Below are 22,019 nucleotides of genomic sequence, written 5' to 3'. Positions count from 1 at the left end.
GGGATCGCTACATTCATAGGGACAGCGACAGCTTTCCCTGCCTATTCAAAAAGAGAAAAATCAGTACAAACACTGCAGGACAGGATCAACAACTGTTTTATGAGAAGTATGAATGGTAAGCGTCCTATCATTGATACAAAGGCCTCTGTTGCTATGGCTGCGTATGTAACATGGCTTTCAGAAGGTATGCCTATGAAGATGAATCCAAAAATGCCTTGCAGTCCGTTAAATTCGGAACGATGGATGCATGGTGCTAAGCATTTTGCAAAAATCCAGAAAAAAGCAACCCATGCAAACTATGTAAACGGTCAAAAGCTTTACGAGGCGAAATGTGCATCGTGTCACGGGAAAAACGGTGCAGGCATGGGAACATTCCCTCCGCTTTGGGGTAAAAATGGCAAAGGGGAGTGGCTGGCGTACAATACGGGTGCCGGTATGAGCAAACTTAACAAAGGTGCGGCATGGGTACAGTCAAATATGCCGCTTGGCCAGGGTGGAACACTCAAAGATCAGGAAGCGGCAGATATTATGCTGTATGTCGATGCGCAGCCACGTGCCGGTTTCAACTTGCAAAAAAGACTCTACCCTGCAAGCAAAATGGGTTACTACAACTCTAAAGTGCTGAAAGAGACACACTCTGTACGCAGTAATTTCAAACAGTTTGGTCTTGATGTAGACAAAATTCGCGGTGATCATAAAATAAAATAAGGAATAAAATGAAAAGTGTAAAGAAAAATAACATTGTTTTACCATTACTGGCAATATCCGCTCTTTCCATGAGTTTGCAGGCTGCTGATTGGCTCTCTATTGCAGGCACAGAGCCTTCATTTGTAAAGATAGATGGAAAAAAAGTAGAAAACAATAATACTACGCCACATCTTTGGGGCTTTGTCCAGGTAGGATATCAGAAAAACTACGGAGATATTTTTATCCCGGGAAAGGGGCCTAAGGCGGGGTTGAATTTAACGCCGTTTTCTATGCTAACTCCCAATTTGAATTCCCAATCCGGATTTGAAGTCAATCGTGCCAGACTGGCAGTGCGCGGTATGATAGATAAAGACAATACTCTGGATTATTTCTTTATGACAGAGTTTGGAGAAGACGGCATTACCAAACCTGCCGGACATGGCTCCCACAATTATCTGACAGATGCGTCTATCACCTATAGAGGTATTCCGTATTTTAATATCAGGTTGGGGCAATTCAAATACCCCGGAAGTGAAGAAGGATTAAGAGCCGTATTTGCTTCCAGCTACAGAAACTTTTCCACAGCAGGTTCTCAGCTTTTGCTCGAGCGTTTTTTGCCCAACAATGCAAAAGAGATAAAACCAGGTGTCTTTCAGGCCGCTCCGGAAGAATCTGTAGGTGCCTACCGGGACAGAGGTGTTGAACTTTTCCATACTTTGTATGTAGCAGACAAAACAACGCTGACATGGGCAGGTATGATAGGCAGCGGTACAGGGTTGAGTTCATCTAATGCTGCCGGATCACCAACCTATTACGGCTACCTTGCGGCTGAATATCTTTTTGGTAAAGGCAGAGGATATTACACACAGTCGCTTAAAGGATTTGCCTGGTATCAGAATGGGAAAAGACAGCTTAATAATGTTGATTATACCAGAGAACGTTATGGTGTCGGTGTGAACTATTTTCACAACGGCTTACGTGTAGGTGTAGAGTATATCAAAGCCAAAGGTATGATATACAACGGGGCAAAAGATGTAGATCATGACCCGTATGGTGAAAACTGGGAATATCAGATCGCAGCAGATAAAAGTAATGAGGCAGACGGCGGATATATCAACCTTGCCTATTTCTTTATCCCTAAAAAATGGGAAGCGATGGTACGTTATGACTATTTGAACCGATTAACCAATTCTGTTGTGGATGAGAGAAAATTTAAAACGACAACACTTGGACTTTCTTATCATTTCAAAGGGCCTACCCGTATAGATGTGAACTATGCCTTTAGAGATGCGGATGCTCCAGGCAATGCCAAAGCGCAAAAAGTATTGGATCATACCGGTGATCTTCTTTCTATTCAGGCAACACTGAAGTTTTAATCCGTGTTTAAACCATGAGACACCTTTTGGAGGTGTCTCTCTTCGTCTTTTTAAAATACAAAGGAAAACGTTTTAAATGAAAAAAACAGTCTCACTTCTCATCACAATTATCATGAGTACTTCAATACTCTCTGCAAACAATGAAACAGGTGTTAAAAAAGCACTTTATGATTTGACCACAGGTAATATTAAAGTACTTAAAAAAAAGTTGATACACAATATCATCTCCAATACGGAATATTATCAAAGCAAAAAAGAACAATTAAAAGTACGTGTAGTCGTGCATGGAGATGCCTATAAATTTTTTATGAAAGACTTGAACAATACTGCCTATGCTTTCCAGCCTGCAGTGGTCAACAATAAAAAGACATTGCAAAAAGCATTGAATGAACTGGTCAATCGCTATCATGTAGAGTTTTGGGTCTGTGGTGCAGGTATGAAACACCATCATCTCAAAAAAGAAGCATTTTATCCGTTTATCACCGTGGTGCATAATGCTATGACAGGATTGATCGATGCACAAAATGACGGGTATGCGTATGTACCGATTGCCAAATAGGATTAAAGCTTTTCTCGTCACCATCCGCCAAAAGGAAGAAACATGAAACAAGGAAATTTAAAACTCAGCATCATTGCTGCAACGACACTGCTGATAAGTGTCAATGCGGTGGCAGCAGGCCAGATGGAATATGTTGAAAAAAAAGAAGAGCCTGTCAAAGTCAAATCTGCACCGGTACCCAAGCCAAAAAGAACGCTCAACGGCAATATGACACTCAATTACAACGTCGTACCCGGAAATGTCGAGACTATAGAAGAATTGTTTTCTAAAGGTATCTTTTACGGCAGAGTAAGAATGAACGCTTTTTACTGGGAATGGTCCGTAGACGGCGCGCCTAACAAGGCGCCCAAACAAATGGGTGTCGGTGGAAGTTTGATCTATAAATCCGGTATCTATAAAAACTTCAGTTTTATGATTGGTTACTATGGATCTCTCAACCCATCCTTCTGGAGACCGTCTGCCGCCGATGCACAATTCTCAAAAGCAGGTAAAGATACATTTAGCCGCTATAAAGTAAAAACCGGCGGCGGATTTGGCTTATATGCTTTAGGGGAGGCTTATCTTGAATATGGAACGGATAGGTACAATATCAAGGCAGGTCGTCAGCTTTTTGAATCGGTCTTTACCAAGTCGAACGATACCAAGATGATCCCAAATACATTTGACGGTGTTTCGGCCGGAGTGAAGATCGCGCCAAAAAGTACAGTCAGGGTTGCATGGTTCGGCTATCAGAAACTCAGAGACCATGAAACACACCATGATGTAATCACTTTCGGAGGTGATGATCCGGGCAATAAATGGAACAAGTGGCGCGGCAATGATGATGCAGGCGCACATAAAGGACTGACGTATGAAAAATTTGTCGCAGCAGGAAAAGACCCGCATCACAATCTGTATCTGGCGGATTTCAGCTCAAAATATATTAAGAATTTAAAGTTCACGGCAAGTTATCTTCAGGTTCCCGGTGTCGTGCAGGATGGTGTGGTCGAAGCACACTACAAAATTCCGGTATCTGATTCCGGATGGGCGGTAAGACCCGGTGTCCGATACTTTTTGCAGGGAGATGACGGTGGAGGAGCAATTGCCGGCTATACAAACCTCTTTGGAAAGAATGCACTCGGTTACGATGCAAGTGTTGCCCATTCTCTTGATTCCAACCTGCTCAACCTGAGGGTCGATACTCTGATGCCGAACAAAAAAGGTTTCTTCAGGATTGGCTACTCCAACGTGGCAGATAAGGCAGATATCGTTGCCCCATGGAGAGGATTTCCTACGGGCGGTTTCACCAGAGCGATGGCACAGTATAACTGGTTTGCCAATACTGAGACATGGATGGTAAGAGCAGTCTATAAATTCAACAGTACCTGGAAAGCAAGTCTGCGTTATGCCATACAGAATTTTGATGACAGGAAAGACTATGTACCGTCTGACAGCAAGGTGATCCATTTGGATATATGGACCAATATTACCAAAAATCTTCAAATGAGAATGCGTTACGGAAATGTCTCTGCCAAAAGCGATACCGTTCAGGTGCACCTCAGTACTCCGAGTGATACCAAGTATAAAAAAGACTGGTCATACAATGAATTTCGCTGGGAATTCAACTATTTGTTTTAGTCGCTGAAAAGAAGTATTTTATGCTTCTTTTTCTGATATATTCTGTATATTTTTGATTTAAAAACTAAAAAAATACTATAATATCAGGAAAAAGAGATTTTATGCGGGATATACTCAGTTTCAATACTTTTGTCACACAGGATATTTTGATATTTTTTTATTATGTCGGGGCAGTGATCATGCCGGTGGTTCTGTACGTTTTTAAAGGGTATCTGATCGAACATATTTCTTTCCTAAAAACGGTCAATGAGAAACTCCATACGTTTTACGGTGCTTTCTCTTCCGGCCAAAAAACAGTGTTCTGGGTGATGTTCGTCATTATGTTCCTTTGTATGGAACTGTGCTGGCGTATGATATTTGAAGCGATGATAGGGTATTTTGATATGCATGATTATCTCTATCAGATTGCCAACCGGCTAAAATAGAGTAAAAGTCCCCTAAAAACAAACAACAGAAAGGATGCATATGAACGAAGCATGTCATACTATGAACCATGGTGAAGTACTCAATGCGGACAAAACGGAATATCCGCTTTTTCATGCCGTTTTATACGGAGACAGGGTATCGACGGCCAAATTTTCCAAGCGCTTGAGCTGTTCGGTCAAGCATTTGCCGCTGCGAATAGAATTTACCTATGAATATGATACCTTCAAAGCAGTTGAAAAAGGAATTGTTGCAGACCCGACACTGGTGCTTGACGGAGAGATATTTCTCGAAGGACTGGTACAGGCAGAAGCCATTACCGAAGCATTTGAAAAACGGCTCAAGGAAAACACATAATATGTTAGCGAAGTTCATGCAGCGTGAGAAACGTTTCATTAAAAGCGAGAAGATCGCTTTTCTGGTCCTTCCGCTGGTATTGCTGCCGCTGGCAATTGAGCTTGTTGTACACGGGATGCAGCCGGAGTGGTTTGAAGTGCATCGTGATGAAATACTCATCGCCAATATCATTTATATTGTTCTTGCCCGCTTTACAATGCTGGATACTGCGGTGTACATTTTCAGCCGCTCCAAAAACCATATACATCTTGCCCTGATGCAGATCGTACTGCTCTATCTTGAAGTGACGATCATTACGATCGTCTTTTATGCGGTACTTTTCAATATGTTCGATGTCTTTGCCCTCTTTCATCTCAATTCACAGTTGAGCCCGGAAAATCTTTCTGCCATTAAAGGACACAGTTTTATCACTTCTATGTATATCTCCACAGTGACGTTCACTACACTGGGATCAGGTGACTGGATTCCCCAGACACTTCCGGCAATGATAGCGGTGATTTCCGAAGTTATTCTCGGTGTGGTACAGGGCGGTGTCTTCGTAGCCATTGTGATCTATGCGCACCAGAATAAAGGAAAGTGACAAGAGATGAATTGTTATACCGTTCTAAAGAAAATTTTAAAGGGCTATTCTAAGAAATCTATTGTATATTGTCAAAGTTATTTTATACCATTTATAAGGACTATTGTATGGATGTCAACAAGATCAGAAAAATATGCAGACCGATCAGGATCGTTTTGGGGCTTGCTCTCATTGGAGCGGGTGTTGTAACAGGGATCAAGTGGTTCTATCTGGGTATTATTCCTTTGGTTGCAGGGCTGGCTAACTTCTGTCCGCTCTGTATTATCACAAAAAAATGTGATATCGAAGCATAATACTTTTTTTCGGGAGAGCCTTCTCTCCCCTTTTTTCTTTAATTTCACACTCATGAACATGCAAAGGGTAGCGTATGGATAAACTGGCACACTATTTAAATACCCATCCCGCAGATGAACTGCACCCTTCCGAAATTGCTTCTCTTCTCAAAGATATGAATGAGAAGAGCTTTGATGATGCGGTTACTCATATCCCCAAAGAGCTGATCGCCGATGTGGCGCTTGAGCTTCCGGACCGCTACTTTGGTGATGTTGTCGAATCTTTCACCCCCGAAGAGATCGCACAGTCACTTTCCGATATGGAATCGGATGACCAGACTGACTTTATCCAGGAACTTGAAGAAGTTGATGACACCATAGCAAAAGAAGTTTTTGAACAGCTTCATGCAGACGACCAGGCTGATATTCTGCAGCTTAAACAATATGATGAAGATGAAGCCGGTGCCTATATGCAGGTGGAAGTCTATGCGGCCAAACTGGATCATAAAGTGCAGGAAGTTGTGAAGGAGTTTGCAGAACTCAAGCGCCAGGATCAACTTGAAAATGTCAATTATCTGTTTGTAACGGATGAAGACGGCCATTTGCGCTATGGTGTCGGACTGGATGATCTGCTGGTATTTGATTTTAACCGGACACTGAGAGAAAACATCAATGAGAATCCGGAAAAATACAAGCCGGTCATAGGTCATGACCATGACAATATTTATGAAATCGTCAAAAAATTCAAAGAATACGATTTGAATTCCATGCCGATCGTAGATGAGTACGGCTATCTGCTCGGGCGTATTACTTCGGATGATATTTATGATATTATCAGTGAACAGGCCACCGACCAGATGTATAACCTTGCGGGTGTCAATGATGATGCCGAAGAAGATGATGACCTGTACAAAGCAGGGAAGACCAGGGCTGTATGGTTGGGGGTCAACCTGGTTACCGCGATTGCCGCTTCGCTTGTGATTGGACTTTTTGAGGGGACGATACAGAGTTATGTTGCCCTGGCGGTACTGATGCCCATCGTTGCATCTATGGGCGGAAATGCGGGAACACAGTCGCTTACGGTTGTTGTGCGTCAGCTCGCGCTTGGTGAAATTGCCAAACATGATGCCTATCGGACGATTAAAAAGGAGGTCATTCTTTCACTTGCCAACGGGCTGTTGTTTGCGGTCATCATAGGTATCATCGCAGCTATATGGTTTGATAAAGGAATGCTGGGAGTTGTGATTGCGATGGCAATGATTATCAACCTGCTCAGTGCGGGCTTCTTTGGGTCTGTTATTCCGCTGCTTTTGAAAAAGTTTGGTGTGGATCCTGCCATTGGCAGTACCGTCATTTTAACCACTGTGACTGACATTGTCGGTTTCTTTGCATTTTTGGGTCTTGCGACCATTATTCTACTTTAAAAGGATTGTTAAATATTATGGACTTGTTAGTCATCTATTTTCTTGGAGCGGTTATTGTCTCCTTTGTCTGTTCAGTACTTGAATCCGTGTTGCTTTCTGTAACGATGCCATTCATTTCGGTGATGGAAAAAGAGAAGCCGAAAGCGGGATTGCTACTAAAACAGCATAAGCAAAATATCAATAAATCGATTGCTTCGATTCTCATTTTGAATACGGTTGCCAATACCGTTGGTGCCGCAGCCGTGGGTGCACAGGCAGAGCGCGTATTTGGTTCAGGAGCACTTTTCTGGGTCTCTGCTGTCTTGACTTTTGCTATCCTCTTTTTGGGAGAAATTATTCCAAAGACGATTGGCGCGACATTTTGGAAGCAGCTTGCACCTGTGGCAGCCTACATCATCCGGTTCTTCATCTGGTTCACCTATCCAATCATTATTATGACCCTTTTTGTGACCAACCGTATTAAAAAAGGTGACGAAGGACACAGTCTGAGCAAAGAAGAGTTACTTGAGAGTGCACTTTTAAGTGAAGATGAAGGGGTACTTGATGAACAGGAGTCGGACATTATTGAAAATATCCTCAGGCTTGATGATATCAAGGTACAGGATATTCTGACACCGAGAAGTGTGGTATTTGCACTTGAGGGGAATCGTACTATTGCAGATATTATCAAGAATGAGGCAGATATTTTCAAATATTCCCGTATTCCTGTGTTTGAAGGTAATATTGAAAATGTCACCGGGATGATTCTTACCAAACAGCTCTTTGCACAGGCACTCAAAGATGACAGCGTACAGCTTAAAAGTATTCAGAAAGATATTTACCGTATCAATGAACAGGTACCTGTCTCCTGGGCGCTTGATCTGTTTATAGAGAAGAAAGAGCATATGTTTCTGGTACTGGACAAATACGACCAGGTAGAAGGCATTGTTACCCTCGAAGACTGTGTTGAAACGATTCTTGGTGTCGAGATCGTCGATGAAAGCGATGCCCACGTCGATATGCGTGAGCTTGCCAAACTTAAAATGCGCCTGCAGCGAAGACGGCAGAACGGCGATCTGAATTTGGACTAATGATTAAAAAAGGTTGTGCAGTATGGGAAACGAAGAGCATCAGAATGATATGATCCAAAAATTGAAAAACGCTGTTTTTTTTGAGGGGATGGGAGATGATTTTTTTGAAATGGCAGCTTCCCATTTCCAAGAAGTTCGAATGAAGAAATCAGATGATATAGACAGTGCAGAAACACTAAAATATTTTTATATTATTGATGAGGGAAGTGTCAAAATCATACATGTGGACCCTGAGAGCGGCAGAAGTATAGCCCCCTTTTTGCTTTCTTCGCATGAAGCATTCGATATTTTACCCATCATAGATGGAAAAGAAAATATGGCAGACTATATCGCTGTTGAAAAGAGTGTACTCTTAAAGACAGAAGCACATTTTATTCGGGAATGGGTAAACGAATATCCGCAAATTACTATAAATCTTTTGCAATGTTTGTCTAAAAAGCTACGTGAATTGGAAAATTTTTCGGAATCCATTGTGTTTTATGACACTAAAACACGTTTGTCAAACCTGATACTGAAATATGCTTTCAAAGAGAAAAAAAGACTCAAAGAAAGTAAAATAATCCAAGTAGCACAAAAATTTTCCCATGAAACTTTAGCCGAAATGATAGGGAGTGTGCGTTCTGTTGTCACTACTCAGCTGCAAGAACTGAAAAGAGATGGTGTAATACTGGATAAGCATGCAGAAATAATGATCAAAGACTTGGAGCAACTTAAAGACAGGTGTGCCAAGTACATAGACTTGTAAGAGTACGTTTAAGACAGATTCTGTACTGTCAACACTTCCAAATTGTTAGCTGACTGACTGATAAAATCTCTTTTATACTTTATAATCCTCCTTTATGGGCGTAAAAAAACACAAAAAGGGAAGTCATTATATAAATGCTATCATTTAAAAAGAAAGCTTTGTCACTGTTTAAAATAGCCGGAATCGAGGTTAACGGATCCAAACCGTGGGATATACAGGTCTATAATGAAAATTTCTATGAAAGAACGTTGAAGTACGCTTCATTGGGCTTTGGCGAATCATATATGGACGGATGGTGGAGTGTAGAGCAACTGGATGTGTTTTTAGCCAAAGTTTTTGATGCAAACCTGGAAAATAAAATCAAACCCATAACAATGCTGCCGTATTTGCTAAAAGCAAATTTTGTCAATATTCAAAAAGGAAAACGTGCGTTTGAAGTAGGGCAGGTCCATTATGATGTAGGTAACGACTTGTATAGTAAAATGCTTGACAGGCGTATGACATATACCTGTGCCTACTGGGATGAATACGGCAATTTGGCAAAAGCGGATACCCTGGATGCTGCCCAGGAAAACAAGCTTGATATGATCTGCCAAAAATTAGATCTGAAAGCGGGAGACAAGGTGCTGGATATTGGCTGCGGCTGGGGCAGTTTTATGCGCTATGCTGCAGAAAAGTACGGTGTCAACTGTGTGGGTATTTCTGTTTCAAATGAACAGGTCAAACGAGGCAATGAAACAAAAGGAGATTTACCCATAGAGTTTAGACTGCAGGATTATCGTGATATTCATGAAACATTTGACCATATTGTTTCTATTGGTATGTTTGAGCATGTCGGATATAAAAACTATAGAACGTATATGAAAATCGTTGAAAAAAACTTAAAAGACAACGGCCTTTTTCTACTCCATACCATAGGAACGAACGTAAGTGCCAAAATAACAGATCCGTGGATACACAAATATATATTTCCCAATTCCGTGCTGCCATCTGCTGTTCAAATATCCAAGGCTGTTGAAAAATTATTTGTCATTGAAGATTGGCATAATTTCGGCATTCAGTATGACCGGACGCTTATAACATGGTACGACAATTTTAAAAAAGCATGGCCCCGCTTAAAAGATACGTATGATGAGCGATTTTACAAAATGTGGAAATTTTATCTTTTATCGTCTGCAGCGACTTTTCGTACAAGACAGAGTCAGGTATGGCAAATTGTACTGTCTAAACACGGCAAGCATAACGGTTATAAAAGAATATGCCAATAAACTGCAAATTGTTAGCTAACTGACAGATAAAATTTTTTTACTATCCTATAATTAAATTGTCTTTAAAGTCAAATAACACAAAAGGAGTTATTATGGATGTCAAAGAATCAGAGAGTGTCGTTACAGACACAAACACACAAAAACCTAAAGGAGTTATTATGGACAAAAAAGAATTAGAAGTTCTGGAATCAGGAAACATGACTGTTGTGGTAGCCGGTGCTGCCGCTGTTGCCCTTTCAATTATCGGATTGGCGGGTATTCTGCCTATCGTATTGGTATCTGCCGCGGCAATTGCTATTGGTGTAAGTTTGGTACTTGCAGGTATTGCTGTTGCTGCAGAAAAGAAGAAAATTCTGGCAAGCACACAAGGAGGCAGGTATACCTCTTCAGGAATGTTCACCGTCGGTATCGGGTTGGAAACAATTGCAGGTGTTGCTTCTATCGTATTGGGTATTTTAAGTCTGTTAAAAATGGATCCTGCAGTACTTTTGGGTGCAGATGTTATTGTTCTGGGTATGGCATTTTTGGCAATGAGTGCTACTGATGCACGTGAAAATGCCAACAAGTTGAATGCTCCCGAGCTGACTAAAGCACATCGTATTTCATATGAAAGTGCAAAAGTGGCTATTGATATTCAAATACTGGTAGGTATATCTACTATTACTTTGGGTATTTTATCTATTATCGGGATCGCTCCGGTAACATTGCTTCTGGTTGCATTTCTGGCTGGAGGTGCTTCTCTTGCGATTAAAGGAACCACACTGGGTGTCAGATTGTACGAAGAACGTAACGATTAGACATTTTTTTTCACATTCCATACAGTTCTCTGTATGGAATGTGTTCTGCATTTTATAGACTGGCATAAAAGTTCTCCTCTTTCAAACTCATACTTTAAATCTGCTACAATACACTCTTTATTATCAATTTACAAGGCATACTGTGGCAACAAAAAAAACAGAACACTCCGGCATACCTTTTTCCGCACTGAAAATTTCCGAACCGCTTTTAAAGGTGCTTGATGAAAAAGCGTACAGTTTGGCTACGCCTGTACAGAAGAGACTTATTCCTGTACTGCTTGATGGCAGAAATGTCATTGTGTCTGCACAGACGGGAAGCGGCAAAACACTGGCTTTTCTGCTGCCCGTTCTGGAAAAGATCTATGCCGCAGGAGAAGTGAAACACCACTATCCCAAAGTATTTGTGCTTTCTCCCACCAAAGAACTGGCACAGCAGATCTATGAAGTGGCAAAGCCTTTTGCTGCCGCAGTAGATCTCAGAGCGGTACTGCTTCAGGGCGGAGGAAGACGTACCGCCGAGACAGCACGTTTGAAAAGCGGTGCAGATATTGTGGTGGCTACACCGCAGCGGGCCCTGGAGCACATAGAAGCAAGACACATCGATATCAGGTCCATCCAGCACTTTATAGTCGATGAAGCCGACATGATGTTCGATATGGGATTTGTCGGATATCTTGAAAAGATCTTTGAAAAAATGTCACCCCGATCGCAGAAGATCATTGTTTCGGCAACGATCACACCCCGGGTGGTCAAACTGGCAAAAACCTATATTAAACCGCTTACACGCATAGAGCTTGACCCTCCCGGTAAAATTGCCGATACGATTACGCAAATGCTGTATCCGGTGGTACGCAGTAAAAAAGAGGCGCTTCTGGCATGGCTTATCTCTTCAAACCATTTTGAAAAGGTATTGCTTTTTGTACGCAAAAAAGAACTTGCCGACGGTGTTGCAGCGTACCTGCGGGAGTGGAACTACAAAGTAGGTATTTTGCATGGTGAGCGCAGTCACCAGGAGCGTAAAAAATCACTCAATGCCTTTCGCAGGGGAGAGTACCAAATCCTGGTCGCGACAGATATCGCAGCACGGGGACTGGATATCTCGGATCTTGATGTGGTAATAAACTACGACATTCCCCATGTCAAGCATGATTTCATTCACCGTGTCGGACGTACGGGAAGGGCAGGGAAGGAAGGTATGGCCATTACTCTGGTAAGCCCTGACGAAACCGAACAGCTCAACGACCTGCAAAAAGTACTTGGCGGAAAGATCAAAGAAGTGATCCTTCCCGAATATGCACCCAAAGAAGCCAAAGCAAGAGGCTATTTTCTGTCTGCCTTGCGCCCAAAACGCAAAACCGCCTCCCAAAGGAAAAGAACTGAGACACCTGGAATCACGCAAAAAGGAAAGAAACGAAAAACAACCAAACGCGACGGGTTCAAAGCCTTTGATGCGGCTAAGCCGAAAACGGACAAACGTAAAGACAGCAGACGCGGAAGCAGGGGAAAGAAATAGCTATACCTGAAAAGTCACCCATAACGGATTGTGGTCTGAAATGCCATGGTCGTCAATGACTTCTTTCTCTATGCACTTCAACCCCCGGTACAACACAAAATCAAGCGGGTATCCCATAAAGGATTTGACTTTTCCCGTGTTTTCAAAGACCACCATTTCCAGTGAAAGTGCTTTACACAGTTTCTGCAGTTCTTCCCTGCGTGTTTTATTCCACGCATTGAAATCACCTGCAACGATCATCGGCCCTTTATGTGCTTTTACCTTGTTGGCGTACGTTTCAAGTTCCAGTGCATAGGTACTGTTCTCTCGGAAATTGATAGCATGGATGTTGAGTACCAGCAGGGTTTTTTCTTCAGAAAGAGGGTATGTGCTTAAAAGCAGGCTTTTATACGGTCCGACCATACCCTCTTTCTTTTTTGAAAGAAAAGCTTTTGCACTGATAGATTCTGTCCGGCATGCCGTCAGTACACCGTAAAAATATTTTTTCATCTCCAGGTTCGCCGCAGCATCATAGGCGCATTCATCAATGATGAACGTTTCTCCCAAAAATTCTGCTTCCTGGAACATACACAGATAAAGATGTTTTTCTGTAAGCAGTTTTTGGATGAACGGTTTGAAAGCAGGATGCTTTTTGTTCGATTTGTGCACATTCCAGCAGAGCAGAGAAAAAGTATCGGGAAAATAAAGATTGCAATGCTTTCCGCAGGATTGATGATGAAGCACAGAGGGGGTGAATATCATAATAACGGGGTAAACACTTTCATAATATTTTCTAGGGCCTCTCTCGTTTTGGATGGGTACAAGAGTTCTTTGTCGGAATGTTCCATCAATTCCAGCATCCAGTTCTCGATCTGTTCTATGAGTGTCTCCGAGTAGGCGAAGGTCACTATCTCATAATTGAGAAACAGGCTTCGGTTATCAAGGTTGACCGACCCTATCATCCCGCCCGTCATATCTATGAGAATGGCTTTTGCGTGGAGCATCTCACCTTCGTAAAACCGTACATCCACCCCTGCCTCATAGATTTCACGCATATAGGCACCGCGGCCCAGGTCGGCAATAAGATGGTCAGATTCTTTCGGTGTAATGAGTTTGACATCAATATCTCTGTGCCTGGCAATGATGAGCGCTTTCATGAGGTTTTCATCCGGGACAAAATAGGGGGTAACGATCCATATGCGTTCCTTGGCACCGTAAATGGTACTCAACAGGGCTTCATAAAGAGCATCTCTTGGAATATCCGGGCCCGAAGGGATGACCTGGACAATATTTTCTCCTTTGCTTTTTGCCATGCTTTGCGGCTGTATGGCTTCCGACGCTTCGGTAGCATAGTTCCAGTCATTGATAAATACCGTATAGAAGTTGTAGACAGCCGGTCCTTCAAGAAGATATAAAATATCTTTCCACCGTTTGCTGCCGTCATCTTTTCCCATATATTCATTGCTCAGGTTCATTCCGCCGCTCAGTACTTTGGTGCGGTCGAACAGGTAGATCTTTCTATGGTTTCGCAAATTGACGTAGCTTTGGAACGGTTTTTGGAAAAGGGGGACAAAAAAAGCGACTTCTCCTCCTGCGCTGCGCAGTGTTTTAAAACATCCCTGTCTGAAGTAGACACTCCATGAACCGACGAGATCCAGCAGCAGGCGTACCTTGACCCCTTCTGCGGCTTTTCGGCTTAAGGCATCGAGTATGGTCTTTGTGGTTTGGTCATAGGTGAAAACATAGGTACAAAGATCAATGCTTTGCCTGCTCTGTTCAATTTCCTGAAGCATTGTTTCAAATGCTTCTGTGTCAGAGGTGATGAGCTTATAGCTGTTTCCGCTGGTGGCAGGGGGAATACCGTCTTTTTTGAGTATTTGCAGCAGGGGAAGACGTTGGCTCTCTATGTTGTTGGGATGGTTGGTGTGTTCAAAGGTGACAAATGATTTCATCTGCTTGCTTGCTCTTTTCCGAATGCCTATGAGAAAGTAGAGCGGTACAGTAATAATAGGAAGGAAAAAGACGGCAAGAAGCCAGGAGATCATACTGGCAGGAGAGCGCTTCTGGTACAGGATATGGCTGATCGCCGAAAAGACCAGAATGCCTGAGAGTATGATAACAGTATAGGTAAGCAGTATCTGTGCCAGAGAATGTGCTTCCACGGTCAGCCTTTTTTTATATATATTCTATCAAAAAAAGAATATATTAAGGCTATCTTTCCGGAAGATACCTATACGATAGAATTTTTATTTGCGTTTTGCATATCCGTCGGCTATGAAATTGAATTCATATTTGTGGTTCGGATAGGCTTTAAGCCCTTCTGCAACAAATTGCGCTTTGGTGATCTGCCCGTCCCACAGCTGGAACATCAGGTTTCTGAACCAGGTTTTTTTCTCCGGAGTATCCAGCGCCATTCTGTGGTAGTTCGGGTCACTTTTCGTGCTGGTAGCCACGGCGATCATATCTTTATGAAAACGTTCCTGTTTTTCAGGTGAAGCCTGGGTATAGGTTGTCTTCTGTACTACGGGTGCCGGAGCCTCCGGTGAAACGATTGAATTCGTACACCCGGACAAAGCCAGGGCCATGATCCCTGCTGCCGCTATTTTTAATTTCATTTTGTATTCCTCAGTATAGTTAATCTCAAGTATGATTATATCCAATCTTGATAAAGATATTATACATTAAAAACAAATTTGCCTTCGGATTTTTCTTTCATGATCTCTTCATGGGAACCGAACAGACCGTTCATGACTGTATAGACGCCGTTGGCGGGAAGAAGCTGCATATACCCCAGGGCGGAACAAAGGTTGGCGGTAGCTTCTACGGGATCAACACTGAAGGGAACCATGGCTCCGGTGAGAATGATCTTTTTTTCCATTTCAACATCGGCAAGGTACTCGGCTGTCAGATGCATTGTATCGGTACCATGGATAATAATGATCTTTTCATATTCTGTCCGAGTGGCTATAGAGAGAAGTTCAAGGCGGTCCTGGTTTGTCATAGCGAGACTGTCTTTTCCTATGATGTTCATGAGTTCGAAGGAACACAGCCATTTGGATGCGATCTCCCTTACGGCAGCGGATGTTTCATCAATGACAAGATCTCCTTTGATCGGATCATAGATCTTGTTGAAAGTGCCGCCTGTGCTGATAATCAGTGTTTTTTGCATATTGTGCCTTGTTTTTGTGTGAACTTCTTTTATTTTACCTCAATGATGATAAAATACGGGAATTTAAATTATGGAGAAGAAGTATGATCATGAAGGGTAAAAAAGGCGTCATTCTCGGAATCGCCAACAAGAAATCCATTGCATACGGCATTGCCAAAGCATGTCAGGCGCAGGGTGCTGAAATGGCCATTACATTTCTTAACGAACGTTTTGAGCAAAAACTCGCTCCCATTGCAGAAGACCTCGGATGTGCTGCGAGACTCTACCCCTGTGATGTCAGCAGACCCGAAGAGATTGCAGCGCTCAGGGAATCTCTTGAAAAAGATTTCGGTCAGATCGATTTCATCGTACACTCCATAGCCTTCGCGCCAAAAGAGGGACTCAGCGGCCGTTTTGTGGACATTTCCAAAGAGGCGTTCGATGTGGCCATGGATATCTCCGTGTATTCACTCATCGAGATCACGAGAGAGCTGAAGCCTATTCTTTCTGACCGCTCTTCTGTTCTGACGCTCTCTTATTACGGCGGAGAGAAGTACATCCCCAACTACAATCTTATGGGGGTGGCAAAAGCGGCACTTGAAATGACGGTAAAATATCTGGCCGAAGATCTCGGAAGTGACGGTATCAGGGTCAATGCCATCAGCGCAGGACCCATCAAGACACTTGCTGCGGCAGGGATCGGTGATTTCTCTTTCATGCTCAAATGGAATGCGGCACATGCACCGCTGAAAAAGAATGTGACCATTGATGAAGTGGGGAATTCAGGTATGTACCTGCTTTCAGACCTTGCTTCGGCTGTTACGGGAGAGATCCACTATGTAGACGGCGGATTCAACATTATGGGAATGCCTGCTGTTGAATTCGATGAGAACGGCAAACCGCATATTGCCTGGAATGGGGAGTCAAAATAGGCTTTGCCTGTTTTGAAAAGTTAAGCGAATGTCTAATTCCTCAACGCTCAACGCTCAGCGCTCGAAGCAGGACTCTGCTGAGTACCTTGCCAAAAAAGCTTTTTTCGACAAAGTGCTGACCATTTATGGACGTAATGCTGTTTTGGAAGCGTTGGAAGACCCGAACATCACTATCCATAAACTCCATCTCTCGAAGTCCAACAAAGACGCTCCGGTACTGGAGCAGATGAAATCCATCGCCAAAAAAAGAGGGTTGGAAGTCGTCTATCACGACAAGGCTTCTCTCTCACGCATTTCCAAAAATGCCAAGCAGGACCAGGGGGTGGCACTTGATATTGTTCTGGAACAGTTTGGAGATGAAGAGAATTTTAAAACAGCACACAATAAATACCGTATTATTGCACTGGATGGTGTAACCAATCCGCAGAATCTGGGAATGATCATCCGTTCCTGTGCAGCAGGAGATGTAGATGCAATCCTTCTGCCGACTAAAGGTACTGCACAGATAAGCCCTTTGGTCATTAAAGCGAGTGCGGGCACGCTTTTTAAAATGCCCATCATTAAAACTTCCAACCTCAAAAAGACACTGGCGTCTTTTAAAAAAGATGGTGCCAATCTTTATACACTCTCTTCCTATGCCAAACAGAGTTATAGAGAACAGGACTACAGTGACAAAACGATTTTTGTTTTGGGTAATGAAAGTGAAGGGGTAAGCAAAGAGGTGGAAAAACTTTGCAATGGAAGCATTGCCATCCCTATGCAAAGAGGGGTAGAGTCCCTCAATGTGGCTGTTACTGCTTCTTTGTTGGCATTTCTTTAAAGTATTTACTTAGTGTGGTAATGTTTTAAACCAATATCTCTTTTCTACTAAAAAACAGTACGGACTATATTCTCTCAGTACTGTCCAAATAGATCTACTTAAAAGTATAAGTGTATTACCTCTGTTTGACGAGATCTGTCTTTTGGAACACCCACAGTTGATTCCTGCGTGAGGATGAAAGTTTGACTTGAAGCAAGTCTCATAATAGGTTATAATAGGCCAGAGGAGTTCCTATGACAGAGGCAGAAAATAATGAAGACCTGTTCCAAAAGATTGGTGTAGCTATCAGCAATGAGAAGATAAAGATAGACCTTGGAGAAAATGTCGGGATCAAAAATACTGTAGTCATTCATTCTATGTAAGATATCAGTATATCTTCAAAAATCGAAAGGATATCACATGAATAAAAATATGCTCAAAGTACTTTTCATCATACTTGCAACACTTTTTTTAACAGCTTGCAGCGGAGGAAATGGTAGTACAAACACTATTGCTTCCACAACACTTACCAATCAGCAAAAAGCCATACAGACCATTGCAGAGTATGCACAGAACGGTGAGAATACCCCCACGGTCAAAGATTATACCGATGCCGGTGTGAAAGGGGTAACACAGAACAACCTTGCTCAGATCAATGCGGCTGTAAAAGCGCTTACCTATGATGATGTTGATACCCGTGCGGAGATACAGGCACTCTTTGATGATCTTGGACTTGCCTGTGCTCAGGTCATTACCCATGCGTATGATCCTGCTACAGGAGCCGAACAGGATTTTCCCACACCTTGTGATGTACCTGACGGATGGATTGTGGGTCATCCTGCTGCAGATACAGTCAAACCCGTCATTACGCTGCTGGGCAGTGCAGAGGTGCATCTCACGGTAGGAGACAACTATACTGATGCGGGTGCTACAGCCAACGACAACAAAGATGGAGATATTACTGATAAGATACAGGTCACATCCAATGTCGACAGCAACAAAGAAGGAAACTATGCCGTCACTTACAATGTCTCTGATGCTGCAGGCAATCAGGCTGACGAGGTAACAAGGGCTGTGCAGGTGAGGAAAATTTCCTATATCTATGGACAGGCAGGATCTCATCCCGTCGCTCATCATGATGAAGTAGATGCCAATATGACGACAGTCTATTATCCTACCGATATACCTGCTGGGGTAAAAGTACCCGTCATTTTTTTTGCCTCTGGGTATGGTTCGGATGACGCAAGAGATTATGAGGCTCTTTTAACATTTGTTGCCAGTCATGGATACTATGTCATTTACGCCAAACACGCATGGAGTCAAGTCTTCGCCAATTTGGATAAGATGCTTGACAATGCCAATGGGATACTTCCTAAGCTTGACACTACGCGTATTGGAGTGATGGGACACTCTTTGGGTGGAGGTTATACTTTTAATATACTCAAACACTTTTCAGATAGGGGGTATGGTACAAATGGTAGATTTGTCATGGTGCTGGAAGGCTATTATGCTTATGATCTCACTAAACAAGAGATGCAGCATCTCCCTTCAAATACCAATGTGGTGATGCAACAGTATGGTGCAGGAGGGAATAATGCGGTAAACGATACTGACCCTCGTATCACACTGACAGAGTTTTATATGCTTGATTCCATACCAAACAATCAAAAAGATTGGCAGATAGTAGAGAATGCAGACCATCATTATCCTAAAGGAAACAAACCCTATAGCCAGATGCAGGGGATATTAAAACCATTGGATGCACTGATGGAATATACATTTAAAGGTACGGCTTCAGCACATGATGTGGCACTGGAAATGGGAAGTGACGACCCTTATGCCTATGGTAACGGCATACAGACAGTCAATCCTACCGATGACTATAGTTATAAATGTGATTATGATATCAATGTAGCCATAGATTACTGCGATATGGCACAGTGGTACAGTAACAAACAGTTGATTCTTCACCAAAAAGGGCACTGGCTCCCTATGATGGCAGGTAATTTTGCTTCAAGGGCAGCTTATATTAACACTTTGCCTTTTTCTGGATTTACCATGGTCGGTAACTCCTATACTGACAGGGTGATGGAGTCCAATACTCCATTATTACCATATACCTATATTTGGGATGAAGTGAAAGATGTAAAAGACCTGTATCCTACCAAATCAAACTTTTTAACAGTACATATGCATTATCCAGGAGATTTTTGGGATGATACTGTATGGAGCAATGTCATAGCAAACTTTAAAACTCTGGCAAAAGTAGCCAAAAACTTAGGCTACAGAGGGATTGTCTATGATGATGAAGCCTATGATGTAGAGAGTCACAAAATGATCAACTACAAGCATGGCAATGCGTGGTACGATGATGATGCCTATAGAAATCCTAACTATACTTTTGCAGAACACTCAGCCAAGATTACAGCACGTTTCCAGCAGATTATGGAAGCAATGGTGAGTGAATATCCCGCTATCGATGTGCTTTACTACCACTCTCCTGTGGAGGGACATATAGAAGCTGACCATGGTATCAATGGACACCCTGTGGTTGTCAATGTAGGGTTGGAGCGCCAGCATGAGTGGACAGGGGCTATGTTTACGGGATTGAAAAAAGGACTGTCACATCAGGCAACACTACATGATATGGGCGAAGACTACCGACTGCGAACAGAGGCGCATTTTAACGATGCTTATGCTTGGCGCAAATACACCATTGCCTCAAATGCTACCAATGATGCCGTAGATGCCACCCAGCATTGGATAGTCCCACCAGAAGAGCGTGCCACGTGGGCTACAGAAGTACAGGTAAACTTTATGGTTTCCAATGAACCATTGGCAAGCCCTTCATATCCTGAGTTTGACACTACCAATACCGTAGGACTCAATGATATGAAAACCACACTGGAACGTGCACTGGACAAGAGTGATACCTATGTTACTTTCTATTCTGCCTCTTCATCTGACAATAAAGGCGGGCGCATTCCGCTAGACTGGCTTAATGACCCTGCTACGCATGCAGATGACGGCTCGGCATATAGTTTAGATCCAGATTGGAAAGCGATGGTAGAAGAGGTGTATCATACCAAGGTATTAAAGTAACATAAGCTTGTTTCTCAGCTTATTTGTGGATACGCATAGAGGAGTACATACGATCAAAAATCCTCACAGTTTTGTGTAGTGCGCCCCGTCTTTGTCAAGATTGCTTTTGTAAAGTACTATTTGCGGAAGTATGCTGCCTAAAGGCTTCTCCTTGTAACTAGTGAGTACCTCTTTGTAGGCTCTGTAATCACGTATCTGTTTGATGCGGCACAGCGTGATGTGCGGTTTGAAACGGTAGAGGTCAAACCCCGCTGCCTTGAACTCTCTGGCTTTGTCATAGAGCAGTTTTGACACCGCTTTTGCAAAAAATATCCGCGGTGGTCTGCCGAAATATCCAAGCCCTGTAACAGGTACCTCCTCTTCCAACGGTACAACGGAGGCAAGTTGTGTTTTAATCGGCTCTGCATCCTCGCACTCTCCGAGAAAGACCCAGGTCAGATGCAGGTTTTCCTCCTCGACCCATTTCCCCTCGATGATGTCTTCAAAATCTTTTTGAATGGCAGCATAATCATCAAAGATGACAGGGGAGGCGATGAAGAGGCGCATAGGATTTCCTTTTTTTCTTCTATTATAGTTAAATATGCACATTTTTCATGCAACTTATTGACTTTTTTTGATACTTTTTAGCTAAAATAATTAAAAGAAGGCAGACAAAACAAGTGAAGATCATACATTTTTCAGACACTCATTTAGGATTTAGTGATTTAGATGTTACTAATGATGAGGGTATCAATCAGCGTGAGGCGGACTTTTACAAGGCTTTTGAAAATGTGGTTGATGCCATCATCGAAACAAAGCCGGACTATGTCATGCATACCGGAGACCTGTTTCATCGCGCTTCACCGTCCAACCGTGCCATTACCTTTGCCCTGACGCAGCTTAAACGTATCGAAACAGTTGGTATTCCGTTTGTTATCATTGCGGGGAACCATTCCACTCCCAGAACAACCAGCTCTTCTCCCATACTCAAAGCCCTCAGCACCCTTGATAATGTATATGCTGTATTTAAGCAGCGCTATGAGCCGGTGGTGTTTGATGATATCATTTTTCATGCTTTGCCCCATATCAACGATGAACGCATTATCCCTGATGAATTGAACAGAATAGAAGCCAATATAGACCTAAAAAAGAAAAATATCCTGATGATGCACTGTTCGGTCGGGGCACATTATCTGATGCATGAGTTCGGTGAGTGGGTCTATCCTAAAGAGCGTGAAGATATTTTTGAGAAAATGGACTATGTGGCTTTGGGGCACTGGCATGGGTTTGGTGCTGTAGGAAAACATCCCAATGTCTACTATGCAGGCTCTACTGAACGTACCAGCAGCGCGGACAAACGAGATGACAAGGGGTATGTGCTTTTGGAGCTGG

The 22,019-nt window shown here is 42.8% G+C and carries 24 protein-coding genes; 19 read left to right on the top strand and 5 right to left on the bottom strand.

The window, feature by feature from the left end; genetic code table 11:
- From F8L24_RS04580 to F8L24_RS04515, 14 genes are all read left to right on the top strand, one after another.
- The coding region (locus F8L24_RS04580) for a c-type cytochrome (RefSeq protein ID WP_294952383.1) at window positions 1–708 on the top strand (708 nt) is incomplete at its 5' end.
- 8 nt (window positions 709–716) lie between these two features.
- Window positions 717–2,063, top strand: coding sequence for a hypothetical protein (locus F8L24_RS04575; RefSeq protein ID WP_294952380.1), 1,347 nt, complete (start codon window positions 717–719; stop codon window positions 2,061–2,063).
- Window positions 2,064–2,139: 76 nt separating this feature from the next.
- Window positions 2,140–2,622 carry a DsrE family protein gene (locus F8L24_RS04570; RefSeq protein WP_294952377.1) on the top strand — a complete coding sequence of 161 codons (483 nt, stop codon included), beginning with the start codon at window positions 2,140–2,142 and terminating at the stop codon, window positions 2,620–2,622.
- A 42-nt stretch (window positions 2,623–2,664) separates the two neighbouring features.
- Entirely contained in the window at window positions 2,665–4,239 is a 1,575-nt protein-coding gene (locus tag F8L24_RS04565; RefSeq protein ID WP_294952374.1) for a hypothetical protein, read from the top strand.
- Between the two features lie 101 nt (window positions 4,240–4,340).
- Window positions 4,341–4,664, top strand: a complete 324-nt coding sequence (locus F8L24_RS04560; RefSeq protein WP_294952370.1) for a DUF4282 domain-containing protein — start codon at window positions 4,341–4,343, stop codon at window positions 4,662–4,664.
- Window positions 4,665–4,704: 40 nt separating this feature from the next.
- Window positions 4,705–5,019, top strand: a complete 315-nt coding sequence (locus F8L24_RS04555; protein ID WP_294952367.1) for a hypothetical protein — start codon at window positions 4,705–4,707, stop codon at window positions 5,017–5,019.
- A 1-nt stretch (window position 5,020) separates the two neighbouring features.
- Complete coding sequence (locus tag F8L24_RS04550) at window positions 5,021–5,599, top strand: ion channel (RefSeq protein ID WP_294952365.1); 579 nt, start codon at window positions 5,021–5,023, stop codon at window positions 5,597–5,599.
- Window positions 5,600–5,706: 107 nt separating this feature from the next.
- Window positions 5,707–5,892, top strand: a complete 186-nt coding sequence (locus tag F8L24_RS04545) for a DUF2892 domain-containing protein (protein WP_294952362.1) — start codon at window positions 5,707–5,709, stop codon at window positions 5,890–5,892.
- A gap of 74 nt (window positions 5,893–5,966) precedes the next feature.
- Window positions 5,967–7,295 carry a magnesium transporter gene (gene mgtE, locus F8L24_RS04540; protein WP_294952359.1) on the top strand — a complete coding sequence of 443 codons (1,329 nt, stop codon included), beginning with the start codon at window positions 5,967–5,969 and terminating at the stop codon, window positions 7,293–7,295.
- Window positions 7,296–7,312: 17 nt separating this feature from the next.
- Window positions 7,313–8,365 carry a CNNM domain-containing protein gene (locus F8L24_RS04535; RefSeq protein WP_294952356.1) on the top strand — a complete coding sequence of 351 codons (1,053 nt, stop codon included), beginning with the start codon at window positions 7,313–7,315 and terminating at the stop codon, window positions 8,363–8,365.
- A gap of 22 nt (window positions 8,366–8,387) precedes the next feature.
- Window positions 8,388–9,110 carry a Crp/Fnr family transcriptional regulator gene (locus F8L24_RS04530; RefSeq protein ID WP_294952354.1) on the top strand — a complete coding sequence of 241 codons (723 nt, stop codon included), beginning with the start codon at window positions 8,388–8,390 and terminating at the stop codon, window positions 9,108–9,110.
- Window positions 9,111–9,244: 134 nt separating this feature from the next.
- Window positions 9,245–10,378, top strand: coding sequence for a cyclopropane fatty acyl phospholipid synthase (cfa, locus tag F8L24_RS04525; RefSeq protein ID WP_294952351.1), 1,134 nt, complete (start codon window positions 9,245–9,247; stop codon window positions 10,376–10,378).
- Between the two features lie 92 nt (window positions 10,379–10,470).
- Window positions 10,471–11,175 (top strand): hypothetical protein, encoded by a 705-nt coding sequence (locus F8L24_RS04520; RefSeq protein ID WP_294952348.1) that lies wholly within the window; start codon window positions 10,471–10,473, stop codon window positions 11,173–11,175.
- A gap of 142 nt (window positions 11,176–11,317) precedes the next feature.
- Window positions 11,318–12,688, top strand: coding sequence for a DEAD/DEAH box helicase (locus tag F8L24_RS04515; protein ID WP_294952345.1), 1,371 nt, complete (start codon window positions 11,318–11,320; stop codon window positions 12,686–12,688).
- On the opposite strand, the gene F8L24_RS04510 is transcribed toward F8L24_RS04515, so the two are convergent.
- The 4 genes from F8L24_RS04510 to F8L24_RS04495 form a co-directional block, all read right to left on the bottom strand.
- Window positions 12,689–13,429: an endonuclease/exonuclease/phosphatase family protein gene (locus F8L24_RS04510; protein ID WP_294952341.1), complete on the bottom strand. Its 741-nt coding sequence runs from the start codon at window positions 13,427–13,429 to the stop codon at window positions 12,689–12,691.
- Window positions 13,426–14,829 carry a cardiolipin synthase gene (cls, locus tag F8L24_RS04505; protein ID WP_294952338.1) on the bottom strand — a complete coding sequence of 468 codons (1,404 nt, stop codon included), beginning with the start codon at window positions 14,827–14,829 and terminating at the stop codon, window positions 13,426–13,428. The genes F8L24_RS04510 and cls overlap by 4 nt, the downstream gene beginning before the upstream one ends.
- Before the next feature lie 84 nt (window positions 14,830–14,913).
- On the bottom strand, window positions 14,914–15,282 hold the full coding sequence (locus F8L24_RS04500; RefSeq protein WP_294952335.1) for a hypothetical protein: 369 nt from the start codon (window positions 15,280–15,282) through the stop codon (window positions 14,914–14,916).
- A 59-nt stretch (window positions 15,283–15,341) separates the two neighbouring features.
- Window positions 15,342–15,836 carry an asparaginase domain-containing protein gene (locus F8L24_RS04495; protein ID WP_294952334.1) on the bottom strand — a complete coding sequence of 165 codons (495 nt, stop codon included), beginning with the start codon at window positions 15,834–15,836 and terminating at the stop codon, window positions 15,342–15,344.
- An 83-nt stretch (window positions 15,837–15,919) separates the two neighbouring features.
- Between F8L24_RS04495 and fabI the strand changes: the two genes are divergently transcribed.
- The 4 genes from fabI to F8L24_RS04475 all read left to right on the top strand — a co-directional run bounded on the left by fabI (window position 15,920) and on the right by F8L24_RS04475 (window position 20,648).
- Window positions 15,920–16,747, top strand: coding sequence for an enoyl-ACP reductase FabI (fabI, locus tag F8L24_RS04490; RefSeq protein WP_294952331.1), 828 nt, complete (start codon window positions 15,920–15,922; stop codon window positions 16,745–16,747).
- 28 nt (window positions 16,748–16,775) lie between these two features.
- The gene (locus F8L24_RS04485) at window positions 16,776–17,567 is read left to right on the top strand and encodes an RNA methyltransferase (protein ID WP_294952328.1); all 792 of its coding nucleotides are present in this window, start codon (window positions 16,776–16,778) and stop codon (window positions 17,565–17,567) included.
- Window positions 17,568–17,800: 233 nt separating this feature from the next.
- The gene (locus F8L24_RS04480; protein ID WP_294952325.1) at window positions 17,801–17,929 is read left to right on the top strand and encodes a hypothetical protein; all 129 of its coding nucleotides are present in this window, start codon (window positions 17,801–17,803) and stop codon (window positions 17,927–17,929) included.
- Window positions 17,930–17,966: 37 nt separating this feature from the next.
- Window positions 17,967–20,648: an immunoglobulin-like domain-containing protein gene (locus F8L24_RS04475; RefSeq protein WP_294952323.1), complete on the top strand. Its 2,682-nt coding sequence runs from the start codon at window positions 17,967–17,969 to the stop codon at window positions 20,646–20,648.
- A 63-nt stretch (window positions 20,649–20,711) separates the two neighbouring features.
- Here F8L24_RS04475 and thpR read toward each other — a convergent pair whose 3' ends face one another.
- Window positions 20,712–21,194: an RNA 2',3'-cyclic phosphodiesterase gene (gene thpR, locus F8L24_RS04470; RefSeq protein ID WP_294952320.1), complete on the bottom strand. Its 483-nt coding sequence runs from the start codon at window positions 21,192–21,194 to the stop codon at window positions 20,712–20,714.
- 113 nt (window positions 21,195–21,307) lie between these two features.
- Between thpR and F8L24_RS04465 the strand changes: the two genes are divergently transcribed.
- A partial coding sequence (locus tag F8L24_RS04465; protein WP_294952318.1) for a DNA repair exonuclease occupies window positions 21,308–22,019 on the top strand: 712 nt, incomplete at its 3' end.

Source organism: Sulfurovum sp. (assembly GCF_015493435.1).
Classification (GTDB): domain Bacteria; phylum Campylobacterota; class Campylobacteria; order Campylobacterales; family Sulfurovaceae; genus Sulfurovum.
Note: the sequence above shows the minus strand (reverse complement) of the source record. Positions and strands in the feature narration are given on the sequence as shown.